Here is a 21,850-nt window from a genome sequence, read left to right on the forward strand (position 1 = left end):
TGACCCCGACGAGAGGCAGAATAATGGCGTTTCCTGAGCGGTTTTCGAACCTGCCGGATTATGCGTTTCCGCGCCTGCGGAAATTGCTGGATCATCACCCCGCGGGCGGTGCGCCCATCGCCATGACCATTGGCGAGCCGAAGCATGCCATGCCGGATTTCGTGGGGCCGATTCTGGCGGCGAATCTGGCGGGGTTCGGGGTCTATCCGCCCAATGACGGCACGCCGGAGCTGCTGGCCAGCATCGCCGGATGGGTGCAGCGCCGCTATGGCGTGGCGCTGGGCGAGGATCGGTTCATGGTGCTGAACGGCACGCGCGAGGGGCTGTTCAACGCCTGTATCGCGCTGTGCCCGGAGGCCAAGCGGGGCGGGCAGCCGGTCGTGCTGATGCCGAATCCGTTTTATCAGGTCTATGCCGTGGCCGCGCTGACCGTGGGGGCAGAGCCGGTTTATGTGCCCGCCACCGCGGCGACCGGGCATCTGCCCGATTATGCCGGGCTGGCGCCCGATGTGCTGGACCGGGTGACGGTGGCCTATATCTGTTCGCCCGCCAATCCGCAGGGCGCGGTGGCGAGCCGCGACTATTGGAAAACCCTGCTGGCGCTGGCGGAAAAGCACGATTTCCAGATCTTTGCCGACGAGTGTTATTCGGAAATCTGGCGCAGCGCGCCGCCGCCCGGGATTCTGGAAGTGGCGGCAGAGGTGGGCGCCGATCCCGAGCGGGTGGTGGCGTTCCATTCGCTGTCGAAGCGGTCCAACCTGCCGGGGTTGCGGTCGGGCTTTGTGGCGGCGGGTGTGCAGAGCATGGAACGGCTGCGCAAGCTGCGCGCCTTTGCCGGGGCGCCGCTGCCGCTGCCGTTGCAGCGCGTGGCCGAGGCGGCCTGGGCGGACGAGGCGCATGTGACGCAATCGCGCGCGCTGTATCAGCGCAAATTCGCGCTGGCCGACCGGATTTTCGCCGGGATGCAGGGCTACCAGACGCCGGAGGGAGGGTTCTTCCTGTGGCTGCCGGTGGAGGATGGCGAGGCGGCGGCGCTGAAGCTGTGGACGGAAACCGGCGTGCGGGTGTTGCCCGGCGCCTATCTGTCGCGCGAGGCGGGCGGGCAGAACCCCGGCAAGGGCTATATCCGGGTGGCGCTGGTCGCCCCGGAAGATGAAACAGAACGCGGCCTGACAACGCTGCGCGATTGTATTTACGGGTGAGGACAGCAGATGGCCCTATATCAGATGCGTCAACGCGATCCGCTGGTTGATCCGAACACCCAGGCGCTGCTGGAGCGGCGGGCGCGCGAATTGATCGGGCTGGGCCTGATCTTCGTGGCACTGGTCTTTGTGGTGATGCTGGGCAGCTATTCGCCCGCCGATCCGGGCTGGATGGTGGCGACGGATCAGCCGGTGCAGAACTGGCTGGGCCGGATTGGTGCGGCCATCGCCTCGACGTTGATGATCATTGCCGGGCAGGGCGCCTGGGCGCTGCCGCTGATCCTGTGCGCCTGGGGCGTGCGCTTCGTGCTGCATCGCGGGGCGGATCGCGCCATGGGGCGGGTGGTGTTCGCGCTGATCGCGGTGGCGGTCGCCTCGGTCTTTGCGGCGACGCATGTGCCGGGGGCGGATTGGCCGCATTCCTTCGGGCTGGGCGGGCTGTTCGGCGATACGGTGCTGGGCGCGCTGCTGGGCATGGCGCCGGTGAAGGCGACCTTCGGGTTGAAGGTGATGTCGCTGATCGCCGGGCTGGCGGCGCTGGGCATGATGCTGTTCGTGACCGGGTTCGATGCCGAGGAATTGCGGGTGATCCGGCATTTCCTGATGGTCGGATCGGTGCTGACCTATTCGCAGGTGATGCTGTGGGCGGGCAAGGGCACGGCGGGCGCGTCGCGCGCGGCGGTGATGATGCAGGAACGGCAGCGCCAGCGGCGGGCCGATGCGGCGGCGTTGCGGGCGGGGCAGGCCTATGCCGCCGAACCTGCGGCGGCCCCGGAACCGATGGAGCGGCGCAGCTCGCGCGTGGTGCGGGCCGAGGCCGAGGCGATGGCGGCGCGCCGTCGTCCGGTGGCCGAGCCGGTGATGATCGAGGACGATCTGCAGGACGAGTTGCCGCTGGCGCCGCGCTATGCGGCACCGATCAGCTTGCGTGGCGGGGCGGCCGCGGTGGTGGCCCCGGCTCTGGCGTCCTCTCGTCTGGCCGCTGCGCCGCGTGATCTGGCCCCGTCGCCGATGCGGGCACCGCAACCGGTGGTGGCCAAGCCGAAGGGCGGGCTGCTGAACCGCCTGCGCCGCGTGGTGGAGCCCGATCCGGTGATGATGCCCGAGGAAGAGGATTTCGACCATCTGCCGCCGGAAGACCGCATCAAGGCGCGGATTTCCGATGTGATCCGCACGCGGGTGCGGCTGGGCATGGGGGCTGCGGCGCCGCAGCCGCATATGACGCCGCTGCAGGCCGCGATTGCCCGGCGCGAGCCGGTGGCCGGGCGGGCGGCCAAGGTGGGCCGTGGCCTGATGGAACCGCCGGTGATGGCCGTGCCGCAACAGGCCCCGGCGCCCGCCGCCCCGGCCAGCCCGCTGGCCGCTGCCGTGGCAGGGGCTGCCGCGCGGGCCGCCGCTGCACAGGCGCAACTGGCGCAGCAGATGGCGCGCCCGGTGGCCAAGGCGGCCGCCGCGCCGCTGACGCTGGGCGCAGACCATGCCGCCGCCGCCTCGAATCTGGACCGGCCTGCGCCGCTGATGCGCCCGGCCTCGTCGCGGGTGGCGCCGCTGCAATTGCAGCCGGAACCGGAATGGGAGCCGGAGGTTGAGGCCGCACCGCTGGCCTATGCGGAAGACGGCTATGCCGATGCCTATGACGAGAGCGCCGACTGGGAGCCGGATGACAATTTCGAGCCGGATTTCGACCCGACGCCGGTGGTGCCGCGTGTGGCGCTGGGCGCTGCCCCCAGCCGCAGCGCCGCACCGATGGCCGCCCCGCGACTGAACGCCGTACCGACCACCGCCGAGGTGAAGCGCGTGGTGCAGCACCCGGTGAAGAAGCCTGTGGCGCCCTCGACCCGCGCGGTGGCCGAGGCACAGCCGCGTCTGCGCTTTGAAGACATTGCCCAGCCGGATTACGAACTGCCGCCGCTGTCGCTGCTGACCCCCGCCTCGACGGTGGAACGGCACGCGCTGTCGGATGACGCGCTGGAAGAAAACGCGCGGATGCTGGAATCGGTGCTGGATGATTACGGGGTCAAGGGCGAGATCGTGTCTGTCCGGCCCGGCCCGGTGGTCACGATGTACGAGCTGGAACCGGCGCCGGGGTTGAAGGCCAGCCGGGTGATCGGGCTGGCGGATGACATTGCGCGGTCAATGTCCGCGCTGTCTGCCCGCGTGTCCACCGTGCCGGGGCGGTCGGTGATCGGGATCGAATTGCCCAATGCCACCCGCGAAAAGGTGGTGCTGCGCGAGATCCTGTCGGCGCGCGAGTTTGGTGACAGCGCGATGCGGCTGCCGCTGGCCCTGGGCAAGGACATTGGCGGCGATCCCATCGTGGCGAACCTGGCCAAGATGCCCCACCTGCTGATTGCCGGGACCACCGGGTCGGGTAAATCGGTGGCGATCAACACGATGATCCTGAGCCTGCTGTACAAGCTGTCGCCCGAGGAATGCCGGTTGATCATGATCGACCCGAAGATGCTGGAACTTTCGGTCTATGACGGGATTCCGCATCTGCTGTCGCCGGTTGTCACCGACCCGAAGAAGGCGGTCGTCGCCCTGAAATGGGTCGTTGGCGAGATGGAAGAACGCTATCGCAAGATGTCCAAGATGGGCGTGCGCAATATCGACGGCTATAATGGCCGGGTGCGCGAGGCGATTGCCAATAACGAGATGTTCAAGCGCACCATCCAGACCGGGTTCGACGAGGATACCGGCGAGCCGGTGTTCGAGACGGAGGAATTCCAGCCGGTGGCGATCCCCTATATTGTGGTGATCGTGGACGAGATGGCCGACCTGATGATGGTTGCGGGCAAAGAGATTGAGGCCTGCATCCAGCGTCTGGCGCAGATGGCGCGGGCCAGCGGCATCCACCTGATCATGGCGACGCAGCGGCCTTCGGTCGATGTGATCACCGGCACGATCAAGGCCAACTTCCCGACCCGGATTTCGTTCCAGGTGACCAGCAAGATCGACAGCCGCACCATTCTGGGCGAACAGGGCGCGGAACAACTGCTGGGCATGGGCGACATGCTCTATATGGGCAATGGCGCGCGGATCACCCGGATTCACGGCCCCTTCGTTTCCGATGAGGAAGTGGAGGAAATCGTCAACCATCTCAAGAGCTATGGCCCGCCGGTCTATATGTCGGGCGTGGTGGAAGGGCCGGAGGACGACAAGGCCGACGATATCGACGCGGTGCTGGGGCTTTCGACCGGCGGCAATACCGACGGCGAGGATGCGCTGTACGATCAGGCCGTGGCGATCGTGGCGAAGGACCGGAAATGCTCCACCTCTTACATCCAGCGCAAACTGGGCATCGGCTATAACAAGGCCGCGCGTCTGGTGGAGCAGATGGAAGAAGAGGGCGTGGTCACCTCGGCCAACCATGTGGGCAAGCGCGAGATCCTGATCCCCGAGGCGTAAGGGTTTGGGGCCGCCCTGAGGGCGGCCCTTTTTCATGTCACGAGTGATGGGGATGGCGCCGTGATTGCCCCGGTTTTTCTTCTGGTCCTGTCGGCGCTGGGGGCGATTTACGCCCTGACCCAGCCCGGTGCTGCCGATTGGCTGCCGCTTGCCGGGCTGTCGGCGCTGGCGAGCCTGTTGCTGCTGCTGAAAGCGTGGTGGGGCGGGCGCGGCAGGGCGGTGCGCAGGCGCGCGGCCGCAAACCATATCATCGTCGATGGCTCGAACGTGATGCACTGGAAAGGCGGCCCGCCGCAGATCGGGCCCCTACGCGAGGTGATTGCGCGGCTGTTGGACGAGGGCTTTGCCCCCGCCGCCGTGTTCGATGCCAATGCGGGCCACAAGATCGGCGGGCGCTATATGCACGATCAGGCTTTGGGCCGCGCGATTGGCCTGCCGGCGGACCGGGTGCTGGTGGTGGACAAGGGCACGCCCGCCGATCCGGTGATTCTGGCCGTCGCGCGTGGCTATGGCGCGCGGATCGTGACCAACGACCGTTACCGCGACTGGCTGCACGATTACCCCGAGGCGGCCCAGCCCGGCACGCTGATCCGTGGCGGCTATCGTGACGGCCGGCTGTGGCTGGATCTGTAGGCGGCGGGGTTAGCCCGGCGTCGGCAGCGCCGGGGCGATCCGCGTCACGTCGCGCAACTGGCCGCCTTCGGCGAGGATTTCGCGCGGGGTGGGGTGGCTGATGAAATGCAGCGGGCTGGCGGTGGGGCCATAGGCGCCGCTGGTATGAAGGGCGATCAGGTCGCCTTCAGCCAGCGGGGGCAGCAGCACGCCGCCGCCGATCTTGTCGATCGAGGTGCAGAGCGGGCCGGAAAGATCGACCTTTTCCTCGCCGATCCCACCACCGACCTTGTGCATGACGTAGTTGCGGCGCAGCACCATGCCGAAATTGCCCGAGGCGGCGAGATGGGCGTTCATGCCGCCGTCGCAGATCGCAAGGCGGCTGCCGCGCGAGGCTTTGGTGGAGATGACGCGGGTGACGAAATAGCCCGCCTCGCCCACCAGAAAGCGGCCCAGTTCCAGCACGAGTTTCGTCTGGGCAAAGCGGGGTTCGCTGCGGAAGGCGCTCAGGTCCGGGCCGATGTCGGCGGCGATGTCAGGCAGGGACAGCGGCGTGTCGCCGGGGTGATAGGGGATGCCGAGGCCGGAGCCGAACACGAGTTTTTGCGGCGTCAGGCCCTGCGCCGCGCAGGTGTCGCGGAAGATCTGCAGGAAGATGCGCCAGTTTTCGGCTATGGCGGCGGGTTTCAGGCATTGGGTGCCGGAATAGATGTGCAGCCCGATCACCCGCAGATGCGGCAGGGCGAGGATCTGCGGCAGGATTTCGGGGGCGTCCTCGATGTCGATGCCGAAGGGGCTGGGGCGGCCCGCCATATGGTCGCCAAAGCCCTTGGGCACGCGGTCGGGGGCGAGGCGGATCAGCACGGGCTGCACGCGGCCCAGGGCGGCGGCGATGCGGTTGGCGGCTTGCGCCTCGCGCAGGCTTTCCAGCACCAGCTCGCCCAGCCCTGCCGCGATTGTCGCCTGCACTTCGGCGTCGCGCTTGGCCGGGCCGGTGAAGGAGGCGCGGTCGGGCGCCCATCCGGCGGCGCAGGCCAGCGCAAATTCACCGCCCGAGGACACGTCGATCAGATCGACGCGCGGTTCCAGCCAGGACAGCAGCGCCGGGTTGGGGTTGCATTTCATCGCATAGCTGAGCGCAAACCACTGGCCCAGCGTGGCGCGCAGATCGGCCAGACGGGTGTCGATGGCATCGGTGACATAGACATAGGCGGGGGTGCCGAACCGGCCCGCCGCCGATGCCAGCAGGGGGTCGAGATCAGGCTTCGGCATGGGCGTAGGCCACGATGGCCTGCACGGTGTCGAAATTTTCCAGCGTCACATCTGCGGGGCGCACCTCGATCCCGGCCTGTTCTTCGACAAAGGCGATGATGGTCATCATGGCGACGGAATCGAGCAGGCCGGAGGAGAACAGCTCGGTCTCCGGCGCGATGTCGTCTTCAAGGTTCAGGTCGTTGCGCAGATAGGCGATCAGGGTGTCGGCAGTCAGGGTCATGGCGTCCTCGGGGTGATCGGATCAGGGGCGCGCCTTGCAGGCGGCGATGACGGCGGGGCGATCAAGCTTGCCGCTTGCGGTGCGGGGCATGGCGCCGGGCCAGGGGTGCAGGCGGCGGGGCACCATGTAATGGGCCATGGTCTTGCGGCAATGGGCCAGAAGGGCGGCTTCGGTCGTGTCGGGCAGCAGGGTTGCGGCGACATGGACGGCCTGCCCCAGATCGGGGTCATCGGTGCCGTAAGCCACGACATCGGTGACAAGGCCGGATTTCGACACGAGGTCTTCAACCTCGGTCGGCGACAGGCGGAAGCCGAGGGTCTTAATCATGTCGTCCATCCGGCCCACGAACCACAGATCGCCGTCTTCGTCCACGCGGATCAGATCGCCCGACCAGACCACCGGCGCGTCGCCGATCAGCGGGGCGAGTTCGGGGCAGGGGCGGATTTTCTCGGCGGTCAGGTCGGGGCGTTCCCAGTAACCCATGCTGACGAGCGGGCCGGCATGGACCAGCTCTCCCTGTTCGCCCGGGCCTGCGGGGCCGATGCCGGGTTTGACGACAAACACCTGCGCATAGGGGATGCCCTGGCCGATGGAACCCATCTTGGCGGCAAAGCGGGCGGGGGGCAGGTAGGTAGACCGGAACGCCTCGGTCAGGCCATACATCAGGAAGATTTCGGCGCCGGGAAACACCTGCGGCAGCAAGGGCAGGATGTCGGGCGGGATCTTGCCGCCGGTATTGGTGATGCGGCGCAGGGCGGGCAGCGGGGTGGGGGCGTCGCGCAGGTAGCGGGCGATCTGGTTCCACAGCGGCGGCACGCCTGCGATGCCGGTGGCGCCATGGGTGGCGGCGCTGCGGATCACCTCGGACGGCATGGCGACGGGCTGGTGGATGACGGTGCCGCCCAGCAGCAGCATGGTGGTCAACTGGTTCAGCCCGGCGTCGAAACTGTAGGGCAGGACCGACAGCAGCCGGTCGTCTGCGGTCAGCCGCAGATATTCGGCCACGGCCTGCGCGCCGATGCGGATGTTGCTGTGGCTGAGCATCACGCCCTTGGGCATCCCGGTGGAGCCGGAGGTGTAGATGATCATCGCAAGGCTGGCCGGGTCGGGCGTGGCCTCGGGCGCGGTGGCGGGGGGCAGATCGTCCCAGCGCGTGGCGCCGTCGGGCAGGGTGCCTGCGCCGCGCGCCAGCATTGGCAGGGGCGTGGGCAGGGCGGCGACGACCGGGGCGGCGGCGGCGCGGCCCAGGATCACCGCGCGGGCGCGGCAATCGCCCGCGACATAGGCCAGTTGCGCGGGCGTCCATTGCACGTTCACATTGACCACCACGGCGCCGATCTTCAGCGCGCCGAACATGGCGGCAACCTCGTCAATCCCCTTGCGGACATGGACGATCACCCGGTCGCCTGCGGTGATGCCGCTGGCCAGAAGCCATGCGGCGACGCGATCCGCCTCGGCGGCGAGGTCGGCATAGGTGGCTTGTCGCTTGTCGTCGATCAGGGCGATCTTGGCGGCGCGGGCGGGCAGGTTGTCGGCCAGCAGGCGATACAGGGGCGCGCCGGTCATTTCGGGGCCTTCTTGGCAAAGATCGGCAGGCGCGGGTAGATTTTGGCGGGCGAGCCGATGGCGATGGAATCGGCGGGGACATTGGTGGTGACGCAGGTATTGGCACCGATGCGCACCCGGTCGCCGATCTTGATGCGGCCCAGCACGGTGGAGTTGACGCCGATGAACACATCGTCGCCGATCACCGGGGCGCCCGCGCCCATATTGGTGCCGATGGTGACATTGTGCATCACGCCGCAGCGGTCGCCGATCACCGCATCGGGGTGGATCGACAGCGAGCCTTCGGCATGGACGATGTGAAAATCCTTGCCGATCTGCGTCTGCGGCGGAATCCACACCTTGGTGACATTGAGGATGAACAGCTTCAGCACTCCGTAGCCCTTGTTCGCCAGCCAGCGCAGCGCCGGGTTGCGGAGGCCGATGGCAAAGCGGCCATAGCGATAGATGGCCAGCGACACGAAGGCGGGCTCGGTCAGGGACCGGCCGTGGCGGATGTAATCCTCTTTGATCTCTTTGAACACGGTGAAAGGCTTCCGTTAGGTCAATGGGGAATGGCTGCGGATTGCAAGGTGAAGGCCGAAAAGGGCAACGATATGGCCCGGATCGGGCAATCTGTGGTTAGGGGATCAGGTCAAGCGTGCGGGCGATTTCGCCCCAGTCGGCCTCGTATTCGCCATTGCCGCCGGTGGAGACGATGAAGGCGAAGCGCAGGCCCTGCCGGTCGGTGAAGATCTTCAGCGGCACGGTCATCCGGTCGGGGGGCTGGATGGTCAGCAGCGCGCTGCCGGGGGGCATGACGGCCACGCCGTTGCACATATGGCTGCCTTCGACCCCGGCGATGATGCGGGCACCGCCGCAGGCTTGCAGCAGGTCATCCAGCGGTGTGGTCATCGGGTCCAGCACGCGAAAGCCGCGGTCGCGTTCCAGCCGGGCGGCGATCTCCATCTCATTGCGCAGCACGCGGCGAGAGCCGGAAGTGCCGCGCAGCAGGAAGACGCCGGGATTGGGGGCAGGGGTCTGGCCAGCCAGCAGCCGCTGGCGCATCGCTTCGCCGCGGGCGGCCTTGTGCGGGTTGGGGGCGAGATCGTCGAACAGGATCAGTTCGTCGAAATGCGCGTCAGCGATGCGGCGGGGGGTCATGCCCAGCAGCGATTCAAAGCGCGGGATATTGCCGGGGCGGGGCCCAAGGGTCGCCACGGGCATGCCGGTTTCGGCGGCGAGGGTGTGGGTCAGGCAATCATCCAGCAGCCACATGCCGAACCAGCGGTTGCCGTTCCAGCTTTCATAGAATGCGCCGGACAGGGCCTCGCGCGGGCGGGGGCGCAGCGGGTTGCGGTGCTTTCGGGCGCGCAGGTGGTATTCGGCGTGCTGATGATACAGCACGCCATCCACCAGATCGACATCGCGCAGCCGGAAGCCGCGCGTGGCGGTCAGCGCCACGTCGCAATCGCCATGGCAGGCGGCGAGGGTGGCGGGCAGATCGGCAAATTCGGTGGCGCGGATACGGTCAATCTGATCGGGCAGGAAGATCGCGGGCGGCAGATATGCGGTTTGCGCCGGGGCGATTTCCCAGCTTTCGATGGCGAGATCGGTCAGGGCGGGGGGCTGATGCCCCGCCAGCCTGCGCAGCCGGTTGGTGATGGGTTTCACGAATGCCATGCGGGACTCCTGTCGCGCGATGATGGTCAGGCTAGGGCAGAAAGGCGGCGCGGGGAAGGAAAGCCGGGGTTGTGGGGCAGGTTTGGTCAGGGCGCGGGCAGGGCGGTGATCGCGTCGATCAGCGTTTGGGCGATCAGGGCATGGTCGTCCAGCGTCGGGTGCCAGTCGCAGGCGTGGCGGCCCAGCTTTGGCAGCGGGACCAGCGTTGTGGCAAGGCCCGTGCTGGCCAGTTCGGCCTGTGCGGCCTGATGGGCGGCGAGGATGTCGGCGCCGTATTCGGTGAACACCAGCAGCAGGATCTGCGCGTGCGGGGCCTCGGCGTGGCGTTGACGGGTGAAGGCGACCAGCGCGCGGGTGAAATCGGCGCGCAGGGCGGCGGCATCGGGCCAAGGCTCGCCGTCGCGCAGCGGGGTGGAGAAATCGTTGGAGCCCAGCGCGATGACGATGATCTGAGGCGGGGTTTCGGGCGGGGGCGGGTAGAGCATGGTCATCGTGCGCCCCGGATCGGCGCCGTCGTAATTGCGCACGAGGCCAAGGCCGGAGCGGGCGATGAGCCGGTAATCGGCGCCGAACTGCGCAGCGGTGCGCGGGCCGAAGGCGGCGCTGCTGTCGGTGGCGAGGAAGACGGTGTCGGGTGTGCAGGCGCGGTTGGTGGCGGTGTTGGCGTAACCCACGCTGTCGGAATCGCCGATGAAGTCGAACAGCCGGGCCGCCGGGGCCGGGGGTGGCAGAGCCGTGCTGCCGGGGGGCAGGAAGACGCCGCCGAACAGCGCCGGTCCGGGGCTTTCGCTCAGCTTTTCCAGTGCGATGTCATGCGGGCCGGGGGGCAGGCCGGTCAGATCGACCACCTGATTGCCGGTGCGGGTGAGGATCGCCACGGGGCGGCCATCCAGCGACAGGCGAAAGCGGTTGGCGGCATCATCGAACAGCAGGCGCAGGGCGGTGCCGGTGAAGCGGGCCCGCAGGTGCAGGCCGGGCCAGTCGTGCTGCAGCCCTTCGGGGGTGGCGGTGGCGAGGCCGGTGACCTGTGGCGCAAGGCGGGGCAGGGCGGTGACGGCAGAGGGGGGCAGCAGGGCGATCTGCGGCGCCCCCGCCAGCGGCTGGATCACCGGGGGCAGGGGGCGGGCTTCGGGTGCGGGCGGCTGCCGCAGGGCGAAGCCCGTCAAGGCCGCCGCCATGACCGGGGCGAGTGCCAGCGCCGCAATGCGTTTCGTCATGCTGCCCACTTTTCCAAGGCCCCGCCTGTACTCGTCTGTGATAGCGTGGAACCTTGGTGTGGGGCAGGGCAAATCTGCCCGGGACAGGAAGCCGCCCGCGTGCAGCATGACTCGCCCGACAAGACCAGCCGCAGATCGGCCCGCAGGCGGATGTGCGCTCCGCGCCCGTGCCTTGTGTGCCGGAGGCCACAGGTCAACGCGATGCCGTCAAGGGTGTTGTCGGGTGTGTCGCCGAAGACGGATGTGAAAAATCCGATGGAAACCATCAACAACACGGTCCGCCTGCCGGGCATGGGGCGCAGCAGGGCTGGACATCGGCGCCAGACCGGCCAAGGATGCAGGCAGATGAAATTCCCGGATCGACAGACGTGACCCCAGTTTTTCGCAACATTCTTGCGTTGATCATCGGCGCGGCGGGCGGGTCTGCGTTTTACATGCTGGATTTGCCGTTGCCCTGGATGCTGGGGGCGCTGTTTGCGGGCATGGCGGCCTCGCTCGGCGGGCTGCCGGTATTGCCGCCGGTGCGCATCCGGCCTGCGGTGGTGGCGGTGATCGGCGTCATGCTGGGCGCGCGCTTCACCCCGGCGGTGATGGATCATGCGGCGGCGTGGTCAGGCTCGCTGGCCTTGCTGCTGGTCTATATCTGCGTCGTTGCGGCGGTGATCGTGCCATTTTACCGGCTGTGCGGCAAGTTCGACTGGGTGACCGCCTATTTCGCCGGGATGCCCGGCGGGCTGAACGAGATGATCGAGATCGGCGAGGCGAAGGGGGCGGATGTGCGCAGCATCATTCTGGCCCACAGCCTGCGCATCGTGGTCACCATTGCGCTGATCGCGGTGTGGTTCCGGGTGATTCAGGGCCATGCGGTGAACAGCAGCCGCAACTGGGTGGCGCTGGATGCGGTAAGCCTGCCGGATGCCGCGCTGATGATCGGCTGTGCGGTGCTGGGGGCCTTTGGCGGCGGCTGGCTGCGGCTGCCTGCGGCCAGTTTTCTGGGGCCGATGATCCTGTCAGGCGCGCTGCATCTGAGCGGGTTGAGCGACGGGGCGCCGCCGACGCTGGTGGTGAATGCCGCGCAGGTCTTGCTGGGCACGGTGCTGGGCTGCCGGTTTCTGGGGGTGCGGCTGGTGGAACTGGCGCGGGCGGCGGTGCTCAGCCTCGGGTCAACCGTGCTGACGCTGGCGATCGCGCTGGTGTTCTGTCTGATCCTGCAGCGCTTTCTGGGCATCGGGTTCGAGCAGGCGATGCTGGCGCTGGCGCCGGGGGGCCTGACCGAAATGGGGCTGGTGGCGCTGGCGATCCATGCCGATGTGGCCTTTGTGGCGCTGCATCATGTGGTACGGATTCTGGTGGTGATCCTGCTGGCCCCGGCGCTGTTTTCGCTGGTGGCGCGGTTGGGGCGCCGGTAGCGCAATCAAACTCATATTGACATAAGTGTCATTATGGAGGAAATCGGAACCTTGCCGTGCGCAGGCGCGGTGGCACCCTGCGGAGGTCCGATGCCCCACGCCCGATATTCCCTGACGTTTGGCCTGCTGCTGCTGGCCGCCCCGCTGGGGGCCGAGCCGCTGCCGGTGCGCCTTGTGACGGCCCTTCCGGATGCGGCGCAGCGCGACGCGCTGTTCACCGGCACGATCGAGCCGCTGGATGATTTTGCCAGTGCCTTCCGCGACAGCGGGCGGCTGATCGCGGTGCCGGTGCGCGAGGGCGACCGGGTGGTCGCCGGGCAGGAACTGGCGCGGATCGACCCGACGCAGGCCGATGCGGCCTTGCGCGCGGCGCAGGCGGCGCTGACCGGGGCCGAGGCGGCGCTGCGTCAGGCGCAACAGGCGCGCGACCGGGCCGAGGGGCTGCTGTCGCGCGGTGCGGGCACGCGGGCCGATCTGGATGCGGCGACCGAGGCGCTGCTGGCGGCGGTGTCGGGGCGCGATCAGGCGGCGGCGGCGCTGACCAAGGCGCGGTCGAACCAGCGCGACACGGTGCTGCGCGCGCCGCAGGCCGGCACGGTGACGGCGCGCAGCGGCGAGCCGGGGCAGGTGGTGGAGGCCGGGCAGGCCGTGGTGCAGATCGCCGCCGATACCGGGCTGGAGGCGGTGTTCAACGCGCCCGACGCTGTGGATCTGGAGGCGTTTCTGGGGCATCCGGTGACGCTGTCCTTCATCGACCGGCCCGAGGTGACGCTGCCCGCCGCGATTTCCGAAGTGGCGCCGCTGGTCGATGCCGCGACCGGATCTGTCAAGGTGAAGGCGCGTGTCGATGGTATGCTGCCCGAGGGCATGGCCTTTGGCAGTGCGGTGGTGGGCAAGATCGGCTTGCCGCTGCCCGGAGGGATGTCGCTACCTTGGACGGCGCTGACCACGCAGGGCGGCAAGCCTGCGGTCTGGGTGGTGGACCCGGCTTCGATGACCGTGACGCTGACCCCGGTGGTGGTGGCGGATTATGGTGCGGCGGTGGTGCGCCTGTCGGGTGGGCTGGAACCGGGGGCGCTGGTGGTGACCGAAGGGTCACAACTGCTGTATCCCGGGCGGGCGGTGATCAAGGTGGAGGACGCGCAATGACGCGGTGGACCGCAGCCCGCGCGCTGCCGCTTCTGGCGCTGCTGGCGCTGCCCGTATCGGCGCAAGAGGCGCCGCCGCCCCGGCCCGTGGTGTCGGAATTGGTGACGGAAGGCCCGCTGCGCCAGCGCAGTTTCGCCGGGCAGATCGAGGCCGAGGTGTCGGCGGTGCTGGCCTTTCAGACATTGGGCCGGGTGGCGACGCTGCCGGTGGCGGCGGGGGATCGCGTGGCCGAAGGGCAGGTGCTGGCGACGCTGGATCAGGTGACGCTGGCCGAGGATGTGGAGGCGGCGCAGGCCGCGCTGGCCGGGGCGCGCGCCAGTGCGCAACTGGCGGCGCAGACGCTGACCCGCACGCAAGAGCTTTCGCGCCGGGGTGTCAGCGCCGAGGCGCAGCTGGAGGCGGCGCAAAGCGCGCGCGACACGGCGGCGGCGCAGGTGCTTTCCGCCGAGGCGGCGCTGGCGCAGGCCGAGGATGCCGCGCGCTTTGGCGTGCTGACCGCGCCGATGGCGGGGATCGTGCTGTCCACCTCTGTCACGCCGGGCACGGTGGTGTCGCCCGGCACGCCGGTTCTGCAACTGGCGGGGCTGACGGGGCGCGAGGCAGTGATCGACGTGCCTGCCGAATATCTGGCGCTGCTGGCGCCCGATGCCGAATTCACCCTGCGCGGCCATGGCGACGATCAGGGGCCGATCACCGGCAAGCTGAAACTGGTGGAGCCGACCGCCGATCCCGGCACGCGCAGCCGCCGCTTGCGGCTGACGCTGGGCGAGATTCCGGCGGCGTACCGGCTGGGCAGCCTGATCACCGCGACGCTGGCCGGGGTGCCCGAAGGTGTGGTGACGCTGCCCGCAACGGCGGTGTTCGGCCCGGCAGAGGCGCCGCAGGTCTGGCGCGTGGGCGAGGGCCGGGCGGTGGCGGCGGTGCCGGTGGTGCTGGGCGAGCCATTGGGCGACCGGGTGGTGGTGACGGGCGGAATCGCGCCCGGTGAGGAAATCGTGGTGAAGGGGGTGCATTCCCTGACGCCGGGCCAGATCGTGGGCGGAAGGATCGAATGATGCGTGGGTTCAACCTTTCCGACTGGGCGCTGAAGCACCGGTCCATGGTGTGGTATCTGATCCTTGTCTCGCTGCTGGCGGGGGCGATCGGCTATAGCTCGATGGGGCGCGAGGAAGACCCGTCTTTCACCATCAAGACCATGATCATCGCGGCGGCGCTGCCCGGCGCCACGACCGAAGAAACGGTGACGCAGGTCACCGAACGGATCGAGAAAAAGCTGCAGGAGCTGGAAAACCTGAAACTCACCCGGTCGGAAACCCGGCCCGGGTCTGCCACGGTCTATCTGGAACTGCGCGACGATACCCCGGCCAAGGATGTGGCGCCGACATGGGCGCGGGTGCGCAACATGATGACCGATATCCGCGCCAGCTTTCCGGCGGAATTCGCGGGGTTTTCGTTCAATGACAGTTTCGGCGATGTCTATGGCAACATCTATGCCTTCACCGCTGACGGCTTTTCGCCGCGCGAGGTGAAGGATTGGGCCGAAACCGCGCAAAGCGCCATTCTGGGGCTGGAGGATGCGGGCAAGGTCGATCTGATCGGCGTGCAGGACGAGGTGATCTATATCGAGTTTTCCGCCCGCAAGCTGGCGGCGCTGGGGCTGGATCAAGGGGTGGTGCTGGATACGCTGGCGCAGCAGAACGCCATCGTGCCCTCGGGCATCATCCGCACCGCGCAGGAACAGGTGCTGGTGCGCGTGTCCGGCCGGTTCTCGGCGGCCGAGGAACTGGCGGCGACGACGCTGCGGGTGGGCGACACCTTCTTTGCGCTGGCCGATGTCGCGACGGTACGGGCCGGTTATGAAGACCCGCCGGGCGAGTTGTTCCGCTATGACGGCAAGCCCGCGATTGCGCTGATCGTGGGGATGCGGGCGGGCGCCAATGTGCAGCAGTTCGGTGCGGCGCTGGATGTGCTGACCGAGCGGTTGTCGGCGCAGTTGCCGGTGGGGATCGAGTTGCACAAGGTGGCCGATCAGCCGCATGTGGTGGAGGAATCGGTCAACCACTTTCTGCGCGCGCTGATCGAGGCGGTGGTGATCGTGCTGGCGGTCAGCTTCGTGTCGCTGGGGATGCGCGCGGGGCTGGTGGTGACGATGACCATTCCGCTGGTGCTGGCGCTGACCTTCGTGATCCTGCACATCATGGGGATCACGCTGCAACGCATCTCGCTAGGGGCGCTGATCATCGCGCTGGGTTTGCTGGTGGATGATGCGATGATCGCCATCGAGACGATGATTTCGCGGATGGAGCTGGGCGAAAGCCGCGAAAAGGCGGCCAGCTATGCCTGGACCTCGATTGCCTTTCCGATGCTGTCGGGCACGCTGATCACCATGGCGGGGTTCATCCCCATCGGGCTGAACTCGTCGGCGGCGGGGGAATACACGATCTCGCTGTTCTATGTGATCGTGATTTCGCTGTTGCTGTCCTGGGTGGTGGCGGTGCTGTTCGCGCCGATCCTGGGCACGACCTTCCTGCCCAAGACGATGAAGCACCACAACCCCGAACCGGGCCGGATGCGCCGCGCCTTTCACTGGCTGTTGCGGCTGGCGATGCGGGCGAAATGGGCGACGGTGGCGATCACCTTTGCGATTTTCGTGGGGGCGATCTTCGGGATGCGGTTCGTGGAACAGCAGTTCTTCCCGACCTCGGACCGGCCCGAACTGGTGATCGACGTGACGCTGCGGCAGAATTCGTCGTTCAAGGCGACGGATGCGGTGATGGCCGATCTGGATGGCTGGTTGGGCCAGCAGGAGGAGGCGAGCTATTGGTCCACCTATGTGGGCCGGTCGGCGCCGCGCTTCATTCTGGCCTTCGATGCGATGACGCCGACGCAGAACTTTGGCCAGATCGTGGTGATGACCGAAAGCCTTGAGGCGCGCGATGCGCTGAAGGCCAAGGCCGAGGCGCTGGCGGCAACCCTGCCGGGGGTGGATCTGTTCCCGAAATATCTGGAGCTTGGCCCGCCGGTGGGCAAGCCGGTGCAATACCGCCTGTCCGGCCCCGACCCGGACCGGGTGAGCGATCTGGCGCGCGAACTGGCGGCGGTGGTGGCGCAGGATGCGCGGCTGGCCAAGGTGACCCTGAACTGGAGCGAGCCTGCCCGCGTGGCGCGGGTGGTGCTGGATCAGGACAAGCTGCGCCAGTTGGGCCTGACGCAGACCGATGTGGCGCAGGCGCTGTATGGGTTGTTCGACGGGGCCACGGTGACGGAACTGCGCGACGGCAAGACGCTGATCGACGTGGTGGCGCGCGGCACGGCGGTGGACCGGTCGTCCATCGCGTCGTTGCAGAACCTGCAACTGGGCAATGCGGCGGGGCAGCCGATTCCGCTGGTGTCTTTCGCCACGCTGGAATGGGCGACCGAACAGCCGGTGATCCACCAGCGCAACCGCGTGCCGACGGTGACGGTGAAGGCGGCGGTGGCGACCAAGGATCAGCCCGCCACCATCGTGACCGCCTTGCAGCCCGCCATCGACGCCTTCGCGGCCAAGCTGCCTGCGGGCTATCTGCTGGAACTGGGTGGCGCGGTGGAAAACAGCGCCGACAGTCAGGCACCGATTGCGGCGGTGGTGCCGGTGATGCTGCTGATCATGGTGACGCTGGTCATGGTGCAGATGCAGGGGTTCCGGCTGATGGGGATCGTGCTGGCGGTGGCGCCGCTGGGCATGATCGGCGTGGTGATCGCGCTGGTCTCTTCGGGCGCGCCGCTGGGATTCGTGGCGATTCTGGGGGTGCTGGCGCTGATGGGCATCCTGATCCGCAACTCGATCATCCTTGTGCATGAGGTGGAAGAACTGCTGCACAAGGGGCGCGACCGCTGGCAGGCGGTGTTCGAGGCGTCGGACAGCCGGGCGCGCCCGATCCTGCTGACGGCGGCGGCGGCGAGCCTCGCGCTGATCCCGATCTCGCGGCAGGTGTTCTGGGGGCCGATGGCCTATGCGATGATGGGGGGCATCGTGGTCGGCACGCTGATCACGCTGATCTTCGTGCCGGCGCTGTATTGCGTGGTGTTCCGGCTGCGCCCGCCGGTGCCGCAATGATCTGCGCGCGGGCGGTTGATCACCGCCCCGCCGTCGCGGCACAGCGGCGCGAGAAGATGCGCGCCCGGCTGGTCGAGGCGGCGGTGCTGGTGATCGCGGCCAAGGGGATGGATCATGTGGTGATCGAGGATGTGATCGCGGCGGCAGGCGTGTCGCGCGGCACCTTCTACAACCATTTCCCGGCGGTGCCCGATCTGATGCAGGCCGCCAAGGATGCCTTGGGCAATGAGTTGCTGCTGATGGTGCTGGAGGAGACGGCGGCGATTGCCGACCCGGCAGACTCCTGCGCGCGGGCGCTGTTGCTGGCGCTGGCCACCTCGGCGGCCTATCCGCTGCTGGCGCGGTTCTCGGCGCAGATCGGGATGCATTTCCTTAGCCCCGGCAATCTGGTGGCGGACCTAGTGCCCCCCCTGCTGATCCGCGGGATGGAGGAGGGGCGGTTCTGCCGCATGTCGGTGCCGCTGGCGCTGGAAGCGCTGACCATGGTGTTCATGTCGGCGCTGCGGCGGCAGGCGCAAGACGCGGTCCTGCCCGCGTCCGAGGTGGTGGCGGCGCTGCTGCGGCTGCTGGGCGTGGCACCGGACGAGGCGGCGGCGCTGGCCGCGCAGCCGGTGGAGGCGCTGCGCCCCGCGCCCGACGGGTTGATCGCGCGGTCGGATGCGGTGCTGCGGGGCGCTGCGTAAGGGGTCAGCGCAACTGCACCGGCAGGTGGATTTTGTGCCATTGGCGTCAGGTGTGGCGGCGGCAGCGTGCTTTGGCCTGAATCGCTCAAGATGGTTGGGCATTGCGCCAAGACATTCGAGCGCCGCCGCGCAAGCGCTGGTGACCCCGGATGGATTCGAACCATCGACCTGCCGCTTAGGAGGCGGCCGCTCTATCCCCTGAGCTACGAGGCCAAACCAGCGCGCCCTTCATGCTGGCAAACGCGGTCTGTTGCAAGGTTTTCTACGGAAAATGAAAAAGGGGGAGTGAAATTTGGCCCACCACTCCCCCTTCAGTCCATCGCGCCGGTTGAGAGCTTGCAAGGCGCGCGGGATTGCGTCAGTCTTGTGACTGTTAGCGCTAACTATACCCTGTGACGTGCCCTTGGACAAGCCATTCTTTTGGCGCTAACACTATAGGCATTCCGAACCGGAGATTGCAGCCAGTGACCAAAGCCCCCGTTGTTGACCCCCGCCGCACCCTGACCCTGCGTGATGTATCCGAAGCCTCGGGTGTCAGCGAAATGACGGTGAGCCGGGTGTTGCGCAACCGGGGCGATGTATCGGATTCGACCCGGGAAAAGGTGCTGCACGCGGCGCGCAGTCTGGGCTATGTGCCCAACAAGATCGCGGGGGCGCTGGCCTCCCAGCGGGTGAACCTTGTCGCGGTCATCATCCCCTCGATGTCGAACATGGTGTTCCCCGAGGTGATGATGGGGATTTCCGACACACTGGAGGATACCGGGCTGCAGCCCGTGGTCGGCATCACCAACTATTCGCCCGAGCGCGAGGAGAGCGTGCTGTATGAAATGCTCAGCTGGCGTCCCTCGGGGGTGATCATCGCGGGGCTGGAACACAGCCCGGCGGCCCATGCCATGCTGGAAAGCGCGGGCATCCCGATCGTCGAGATCATGGATATCGACGGCACTCCGGTGGACAGCGCGGTGGGGATTTCGCATCGCCGGGCCGGGCGGCAGATGGCCGAGGCGATCATCGCGGCGGGCTATCGGCGCATCGGCTTTCTGGGCACCAAGATGCCCGACGATCATCGCGCCCGCAAACGGCTGGACGGGTTCCGCGAGGGGTTGGCGCGCGCGGGGCTGACGCTGGCGGACGAGGAATATTATCGCGGCGGCTCGGCTCTGCTGAAAGGGCGCGAGATGACCGAGGCGATCTTGAAGCGGACGCCCGATCTGGATTTCCTCTATTACTCCAATGACATGATCGGTGCGGGTGGGCTGCTTTACTGTCTGGCGCAGGGAATTGACGTGCCGGGCACGCTGGGTCTTGCCGGGTTCAACGGGGTGGAGCTGCTGGATGGCCTGCCGCGCAAACTCGCCACGATGGATGCCTGCCGCCGCGAGATCGGCATCCATGCCGCCGAGATCATCGCAGGCAAGCGCCCGACCGGCGTGATCGGCGGCGAGGTGATCGAACTGTTTCCAAAGCTGCAGCCGGGCGACACCATCCGCAAGGTGTGATGCCGCCCGCGATGCTGGCCTAGCGGAGCAGCGAATCGAACAGGCCATACGCCCCGGCCTGAGCCGAGAGCGCGCGGCCCTGCCCGGTGTCGTTGGCATAGGCGACAACCGCGCTGTAGGTGCCTGGCCCGAACGACCCGTCGAGGCTGCTGCGATAATAGCCATAGGCGGCCAGTTGCTGCTGGATGCGGCGGCGGTCGGTATAGCCGTAAGAGTTGAAAGCCTGTGCCACCGGGCTGGAATAGATCGACGGCTGATAGACCGGCGCGGGACGGTAAACCGGCGGCGGGGCATAGACGGGTGCCGGGCGATACACTGGTGCGGGTTGATAGATGGGCGCGGGCTGGTAGACGGGCGGCTGCACATAGACCGGGGCGGGCTGGGCCATATAGTAACGCGGTTGTTGCTGTTGGCGGCGCAGATCGTCGAAGATGCGGTCCATCACCATGGCGGCGGCGACGCCTTGCAGGAATTTTCGTTCATTGTTGCCAAAGGCCTGTGCGGGCGCCACGCTGGCGCCCATCAGGGCAAGGGCGGTGGCTCCGGCTATTGCGGCCCGGGCAACCGTGGTCCGGGCGTGCGGCGAGGTAGAGACAGCGGGCAGCATGTCGTGTCCTTTCGGGAAGCTGTTGCATTGCTGACCCAGATGCGCCGCAGTGCTGCGCTAGGCAAAAGCCGCCGCTTTGATATCGGATAGCAGAGCTCTTTTTGGCGCAGGTAACCCGTCGCCTCTTGATCTTTCACCGGGCGGGGCGGACAACCCGTTCACTCAAAGGTTGCAGAAGGTTACGTGCCATGGCCATATTATACGCGCCCCAGTCCACCCCGCTTCCAGATTTCCATGCGGGTATTTCAGACCCCTACCGCTGGGCCAAGGCGACTGCATTCAGCTATACAGCGGGCACCTTCGACATCGGGTTTCTGGGCGCGCAGGTGACCATCGCCGATATTGCCACCACGGGCGGCTATGCCGCGCAACTTGACGATCTTTCCTATTTCGGGGTGCTTGGGAATGACGTCGAGGTAGGCAGCAATGGTGTGCTGAAAGGTGGCCATGCCAAGCTGATTGTCGCGGGAACAACCGGCAGCACTGACGGCTTCATCATCCTCGACATCAATGTGGAGGTCAGCCGGATTCAGGCCGTCGGCGAAACGCCGGATGCGCGGGACGATGCGGCGCTGATCCGTGCGCTGCTGACGGGGGATGACATCCTGCTGGGTGTCGAAGGCAGTTGGAGCGATGAAACCCTGTCGGGGGGCACCGGCAAGGATGCGTTGCTTGGCTATGAAGGAGACGACCTGCTGAATGGCGGCCGCGGCGGTGATCTGGTTCTGGGCGGTGCCGGGGCAGACCGGCTGATCGGCGGTGATGGGCGCGATTTGCTGGCCGGGGGCGCCGGGGCCGATGTGCTGCGCGGCGATGCGGGTGCGGATGTGCTTTATGCCGAAAGCGGCGCCGACAGCCTGGCTGGCGGGCAAGGCGCCGATCTGTTCATCCTGACCAGCCAGTCTGATGGTGCCTGTATCCTTGATTTCGAGGCGGGCCGCGACCTGATCGGGCTGGAGTTCGCGCATACCGGCTTTCGGGATATTCGAATCACCGCTGATGGCGCAGGTGGTACACGGATCGAGGTTCAGGGGATCAGCTTTACCCTGCGCGGCGTGCGCCCTGCCCAGCTTGAGGCCGCCGATTTCCGCTTTGCCCATGTGACAGAATCGCGGTTGGAGGCAGCTTTGGACCATTTCTATGACGGTTGGGCATACGCCTGATCCGATGGGGCCTATACAGGATTGCGCCTTTGCTCTATGCGCATCTCCCAAGGCTCCGATGATTCCGGGGCGATCCTGCATTGGG

The 21,850-nt window shown here is 67.4% G+C and carries 17 protein-coding genes and 1 tRNA gene; 10 read left to right on the top strand and 8 right to left on the bottom strand.

The annotated features are described in order from the left end of the window. Positions 1–23: 23 nt before the first annotated feature. The 3 genes from BMX43_RS13545 to BMX43_RS13555 are packed head-to-tail and all read left to right on the top strand — an operon-like array spanning position 24 to position 5,243. Positions 24–1,202, top strand: a complete 1,179-nt coding sequence (locus BMX43_RS13545) for an aminotransferase class I/II-fold pyridoxal phosphate-dependent enzyme (protein WP_091302279.1) — start codon at positions 24–26, stop codon at positions 1,200–1,202. 9 nt (positions 1,203–1,211) lie between these two features. Continuing rightward, positions 1,212–4,610: a DNA translocase FtsK gene (locus BMX43_RS13550; RefSeq protein ID WP_091302281.1), complete on the top strand. Its 3,399-nt coding sequence runs from the start codon at positions 1,212–1,214 to the stop codon at positions 4,608–4,610. A gap of 60 nt (positions 4,611–4,670) precedes the next feature. Then, on the top strand, positions 4,671–5,243 hold the full coding sequence (locus BMX43_RS13555; RefSeq protein WP_091302283.1) for an NYN domain-containing protein: 573 nt from the start codon (positions 4,671–4,673) through the stop codon (positions 5,241–5,243). A 9-nt stretch (positions 5,244–5,252) separates the two neighbouring features. Here the strand turns inward: BMX43_RS13555 and BMX43_RS13560 are convergent, their stop codons facing one another. The 6 genes from BMX43_RS13560 to BMX43_RS13585 all read right to left on the bottom strand — a co-directional run bounded on the left by BMX43_RS13560 (position 5,253) and on the right by BMX43_RS13585 (position 11,159). Continuing rightward, positions 5,253–6,494, bottom strand: coding sequence for a type III PLP-dependent enzyme (locus tag BMX43_RS13560; RefSeq protein ID WP_091302285.1), 1,242 nt, complete (start codon positions 6,492–6,494; stop codon positions 5,253–5,255). Further along, positions 6,481–6,717 carry an acyl carrier protein gene (locus tag BMX43_RS13565; RefSeq protein ID WP_091302287.1) on the bottom strand — a complete coding sequence of 79 codons (237 nt, stop codon included), beginning with the start codon at positions 6,715–6,717 and terminating at the stop codon, positions 6,481–6,483. The genes BMX43_RS13560 and BMX43_RS13565 overlap by 14 nt, the downstream gene beginning before the upstream one ends. Before the next feature lie 21 nt (positions 6,718–6,738). Next, positions 6,739–8,283, bottom strand: coding sequence for an AMP-binding protein (locus BMX43_RS13570; protein ID WP_091302289.1), 1,545 nt, complete (start codon positions 8,281–8,283; stop codon positions 6,739–6,741). Then, the gene (locus tag BMX43_RS13575) at positions 8,280–8,804 is read right to left on the bottom strand and encodes a serine O-acetyltransferase (protein ID WP_091302290.1); all 525 of its coding nucleotides are present in this window, start codon (positions 8,802–8,804) and stop codon (positions 8,280–8,282) included. Before BMX43_RS13575 ends, BMX43_RS13570 begins: the two co-directional genes overlap by 4 nt. A 97-nt stretch (positions 8,805–8,901) precedes the next feature. Beyond that, positions 8,902–9,942, bottom strand: coding sequence for a glycosyltransferase family 61 protein (locus BMX43_RS13580; RefSeq protein ID WP_091302292.1), 1,041 nt, complete (start codon positions 9,940–9,942; stop codon positions 8,902–8,904). 86 nt (positions 9,943–10,028) lie between these two features. Beyond that, positions 10,029–11,159 (bottom strand): SGNH/GDSL hydrolase family protein, encoded by a 1,131-nt coding sequence (locus tag BMX43_RS13585; RefSeq protein WP_091302295.1) that lies wholly within the window; start codon positions 11,157–11,159, stop codon positions 10,029–10,031. A gap of 368 nt (positions 11,160–11,527) precedes the next feature. Between BMX43_RS13585 and BMX43_RS13590 the strand changes: the two genes are divergently transcribed. The 5 genes from BMX43_RS13590 to BMX43_RS19530 all read left to right on the top strand — a co-directional run bounded on the left by BMX43_RS13590 (position 11,528) and on the right by BMX43_RS19530 (position 18,496). Beyond that, positions 11,528–12,568, top strand: a complete 1,041-nt coding sequence (locus BMX43_RS13590) for an AbrB family transcriptional regulator (protein ID WP_217643966.1) — start codon at positions 11,528–11,530, stop codon at positions 12,566–12,568. 90 nt (positions 12,569–12,658) lie between these two features. Continuing rightward, entirely contained in the window at positions 12,659–13,717 is a 1,059-nt protein-coding gene (locus BMX43_RS13595) for an efflux RND transporter periplasmic adaptor subunit (RefSeq protein WP_175482113.1), read from the top strand. Continuing rightward, a complete protein-coding gene (locus BMX43_RS13600) occupies positions 13,714–14,772 on the top strand; it encodes an efflux RND transporter periplasmic adaptor subunit (protein WP_091302299.1) in 1,059 nt (352 codons plus the stop codon). The genes BMX43_RS13595 and BMX43_RS13600 overlap by 4 nt, the downstream gene beginning before the upstream one ends. Further along, the gene (locus BMX43_RS13605; RefSeq protein WP_091302525.1) at positions 14,772–17,813 is read left to right on the top strand and encodes an efflux RND transporter permease subunit; all 3,042 of its coding nucleotides are present in this window, start codon (positions 14,772–14,774) and stop codon (positions 17,811–17,813) included. Before BMX43_RS13600 ends, BMX43_RS13605 begins: the two co-directional genes overlap by 1 nt. Continuing rightward, positions 17,810–18,496 (top strand): TetR/AcrR family transcriptional regulator, encoded by a 687-nt coding sequence (locus tag BMX43_RS19530; RefSeq protein ID WP_139201585.1) that lies wholly within the window; start codon positions 17,810–17,812, stop codon positions 18,494–18,496. Before BMX43_RS13605 ends, BMX43_RS19530 begins: the two co-directional genes overlap by 4 nt. Positions 18,497–18,633: 137 nt before the next feature. On the opposite strand, the gene BMX43_RS13615 is transcribed toward BMX43_RS19530, so the two are convergent. Further along, positions 18,634–18,709, bottom strand: a tRNA-Arg gene (locus tag BMX43_RS13615). A 251-nt stretch (positions 18,710–18,960) separates the two neighbouring features. Between BMX43_RS13615 and BMX43_RS13620 the strand changes: the two genes are divergently transcribed. Continuing rightward, positions 18,961–19,995: a LacI family DNA-binding transcriptional regulator gene (locus tag BMX43_RS13620; RefSeq protein ID WP_091302301.1), complete on the top strand. Its 1,035-nt coding sequence runs from the start codon at positions 18,961–18,963 to the stop codon at positions 19,993–19,995. 19 nt (positions 19,996–20,014) lie between these two features. Here the strand turns inward: BMX43_RS13620 and BMX43_RS13625 are convergent, their stop codons facing one another. Further along, positions 20,015–20,602, bottom strand: coding sequence for a peptidoglycan-binding domain-containing protein (locus BMX43_RS13625; protein ID WP_139201586.1), 588 nt, complete (start codon positions 20,600–20,602; stop codon positions 20,015–20,017). A gap of 188 nt (positions 20,603–20,790) precedes the next feature. Here BMX43_RS13625 and BMX43_RS13630 point away from each other — a divergent pair, with 188 nt between their 5' ends. Then, positions 20,791–21,765, top strand: coding sequence for a calcium-binding protein (locus tag BMX43_RS13630; RefSeq protein WP_091302305.1), 975 nt, complete (start codon positions 20,791–20,793; stop codon positions 21,763–21,765). Positions 21,766–21,850 lie beyond the last annotated feature (85 nt).

The organism is Gemmobacter aquatilis, assembly GCF_900110025.1.
GTDB lineage: Bacteria > Pseudomonadota > Alphaproteobacteria > Rhodobacterales > Rhodobacteraceae > Gemmobacter > Gemmobacter aquatilis.

Excerpts from the sequence above, each read along its gene's own strand:
- BMX43_RS13545 (WP_091302279.1), top strand. The coding sequence starts at position 24 with ATGGCGTTTCCTGAGCGGTTTTCGAACCTGCCGGATTATGCGTTTCCG.
- BMX43_RS19530 (WP_139201585.1), top strand. The coding sequence starts at position 17,810 with ATGATCTGCGCGCGGGCGGTTGATCACCGCCCCGCCGTCGCGGCACAG.
- BMX43_RS13600 (WP_091302299.1), top strand. The coding sequence starts at position 13,714 with ATGACGCGGTGGACCGCAGCCCGCGCGCTGCCGCTTCTGGCGCTGCTG.
- BMX43_RS13570 (WP_091302289.1), bottom strand. The coding sequence starts at position 8,283 with ATGACCGGCGCGCCCCTGTATCGCCTGCTGGCCGACAACCTGCCCGCC.
- BMX43_RS13565 (WP_091302287.1), bottom strand. The coding sequence starts at position 6,717 with ATGACCCTGACTGCCGACACCCTGATCGCCTATCTGCGCAACGACCTG.
- BMX43_RS13630 (WP_091302305.1), top strand. The coding sequence starts at position 20,791 with ATGGCCATATTATACGCGCCCCAGTCCACCCCGCTTCCAGATTTCCAT.
- BMX43_RS13585 (WP_091302295.1), bottom strand. The coding sequence starts at position 11,159 with ATGACGAAACGCATTGCGGCGCTGGCACTCGCCCCGGTCATGGCGGCG.
- BMX43_RS13560 (WP_091302285.1), bottom strand. The coding sequence starts at position 6,494 with ATGCCGAAGCCTGATCTCGACCCCCTGCTGGCATCGGCGGCGGGCCGG.
- BMX43_RS13550 (WP_091302281.1), top strand. The coding sequence starts at position 1,212 with ATGGCCCTATATCAGATGCGTCAACGCGATCCGCTGGTTGATCCGAAC.
- BMX43_RS13605 (WP_091302525.1), top strand. The coding sequence starts at position 14,772 with ATGCGTGGGTTCAACCTTTCCGACTGGGCGCTGAAGCACCGGTCCATG.
- BMX43_RS13625 (WP_139201586.1), bottom strand. The coding sequence starts at position 20,602 with ATGCTGCCCGCTGTCTCTACCTCGCCGCACGCCCGGACCACGGTTGCC.
- BMX43_RS13580 (WP_091302292.1), bottom strand. The coding sequence starts at position 9,942 with ATGGCATTCGTGAAACCCATCACCAACCGGCTGCGCAGGCTGGCGGGG.
- BMX43_RS13595 (WP_175482113.1), top strand. The coding sequence starts at position 12,659 with ATGCCCCACGCCCGATATTCCCTGACGTTTGGCCTGCTGCTGCTGGCC.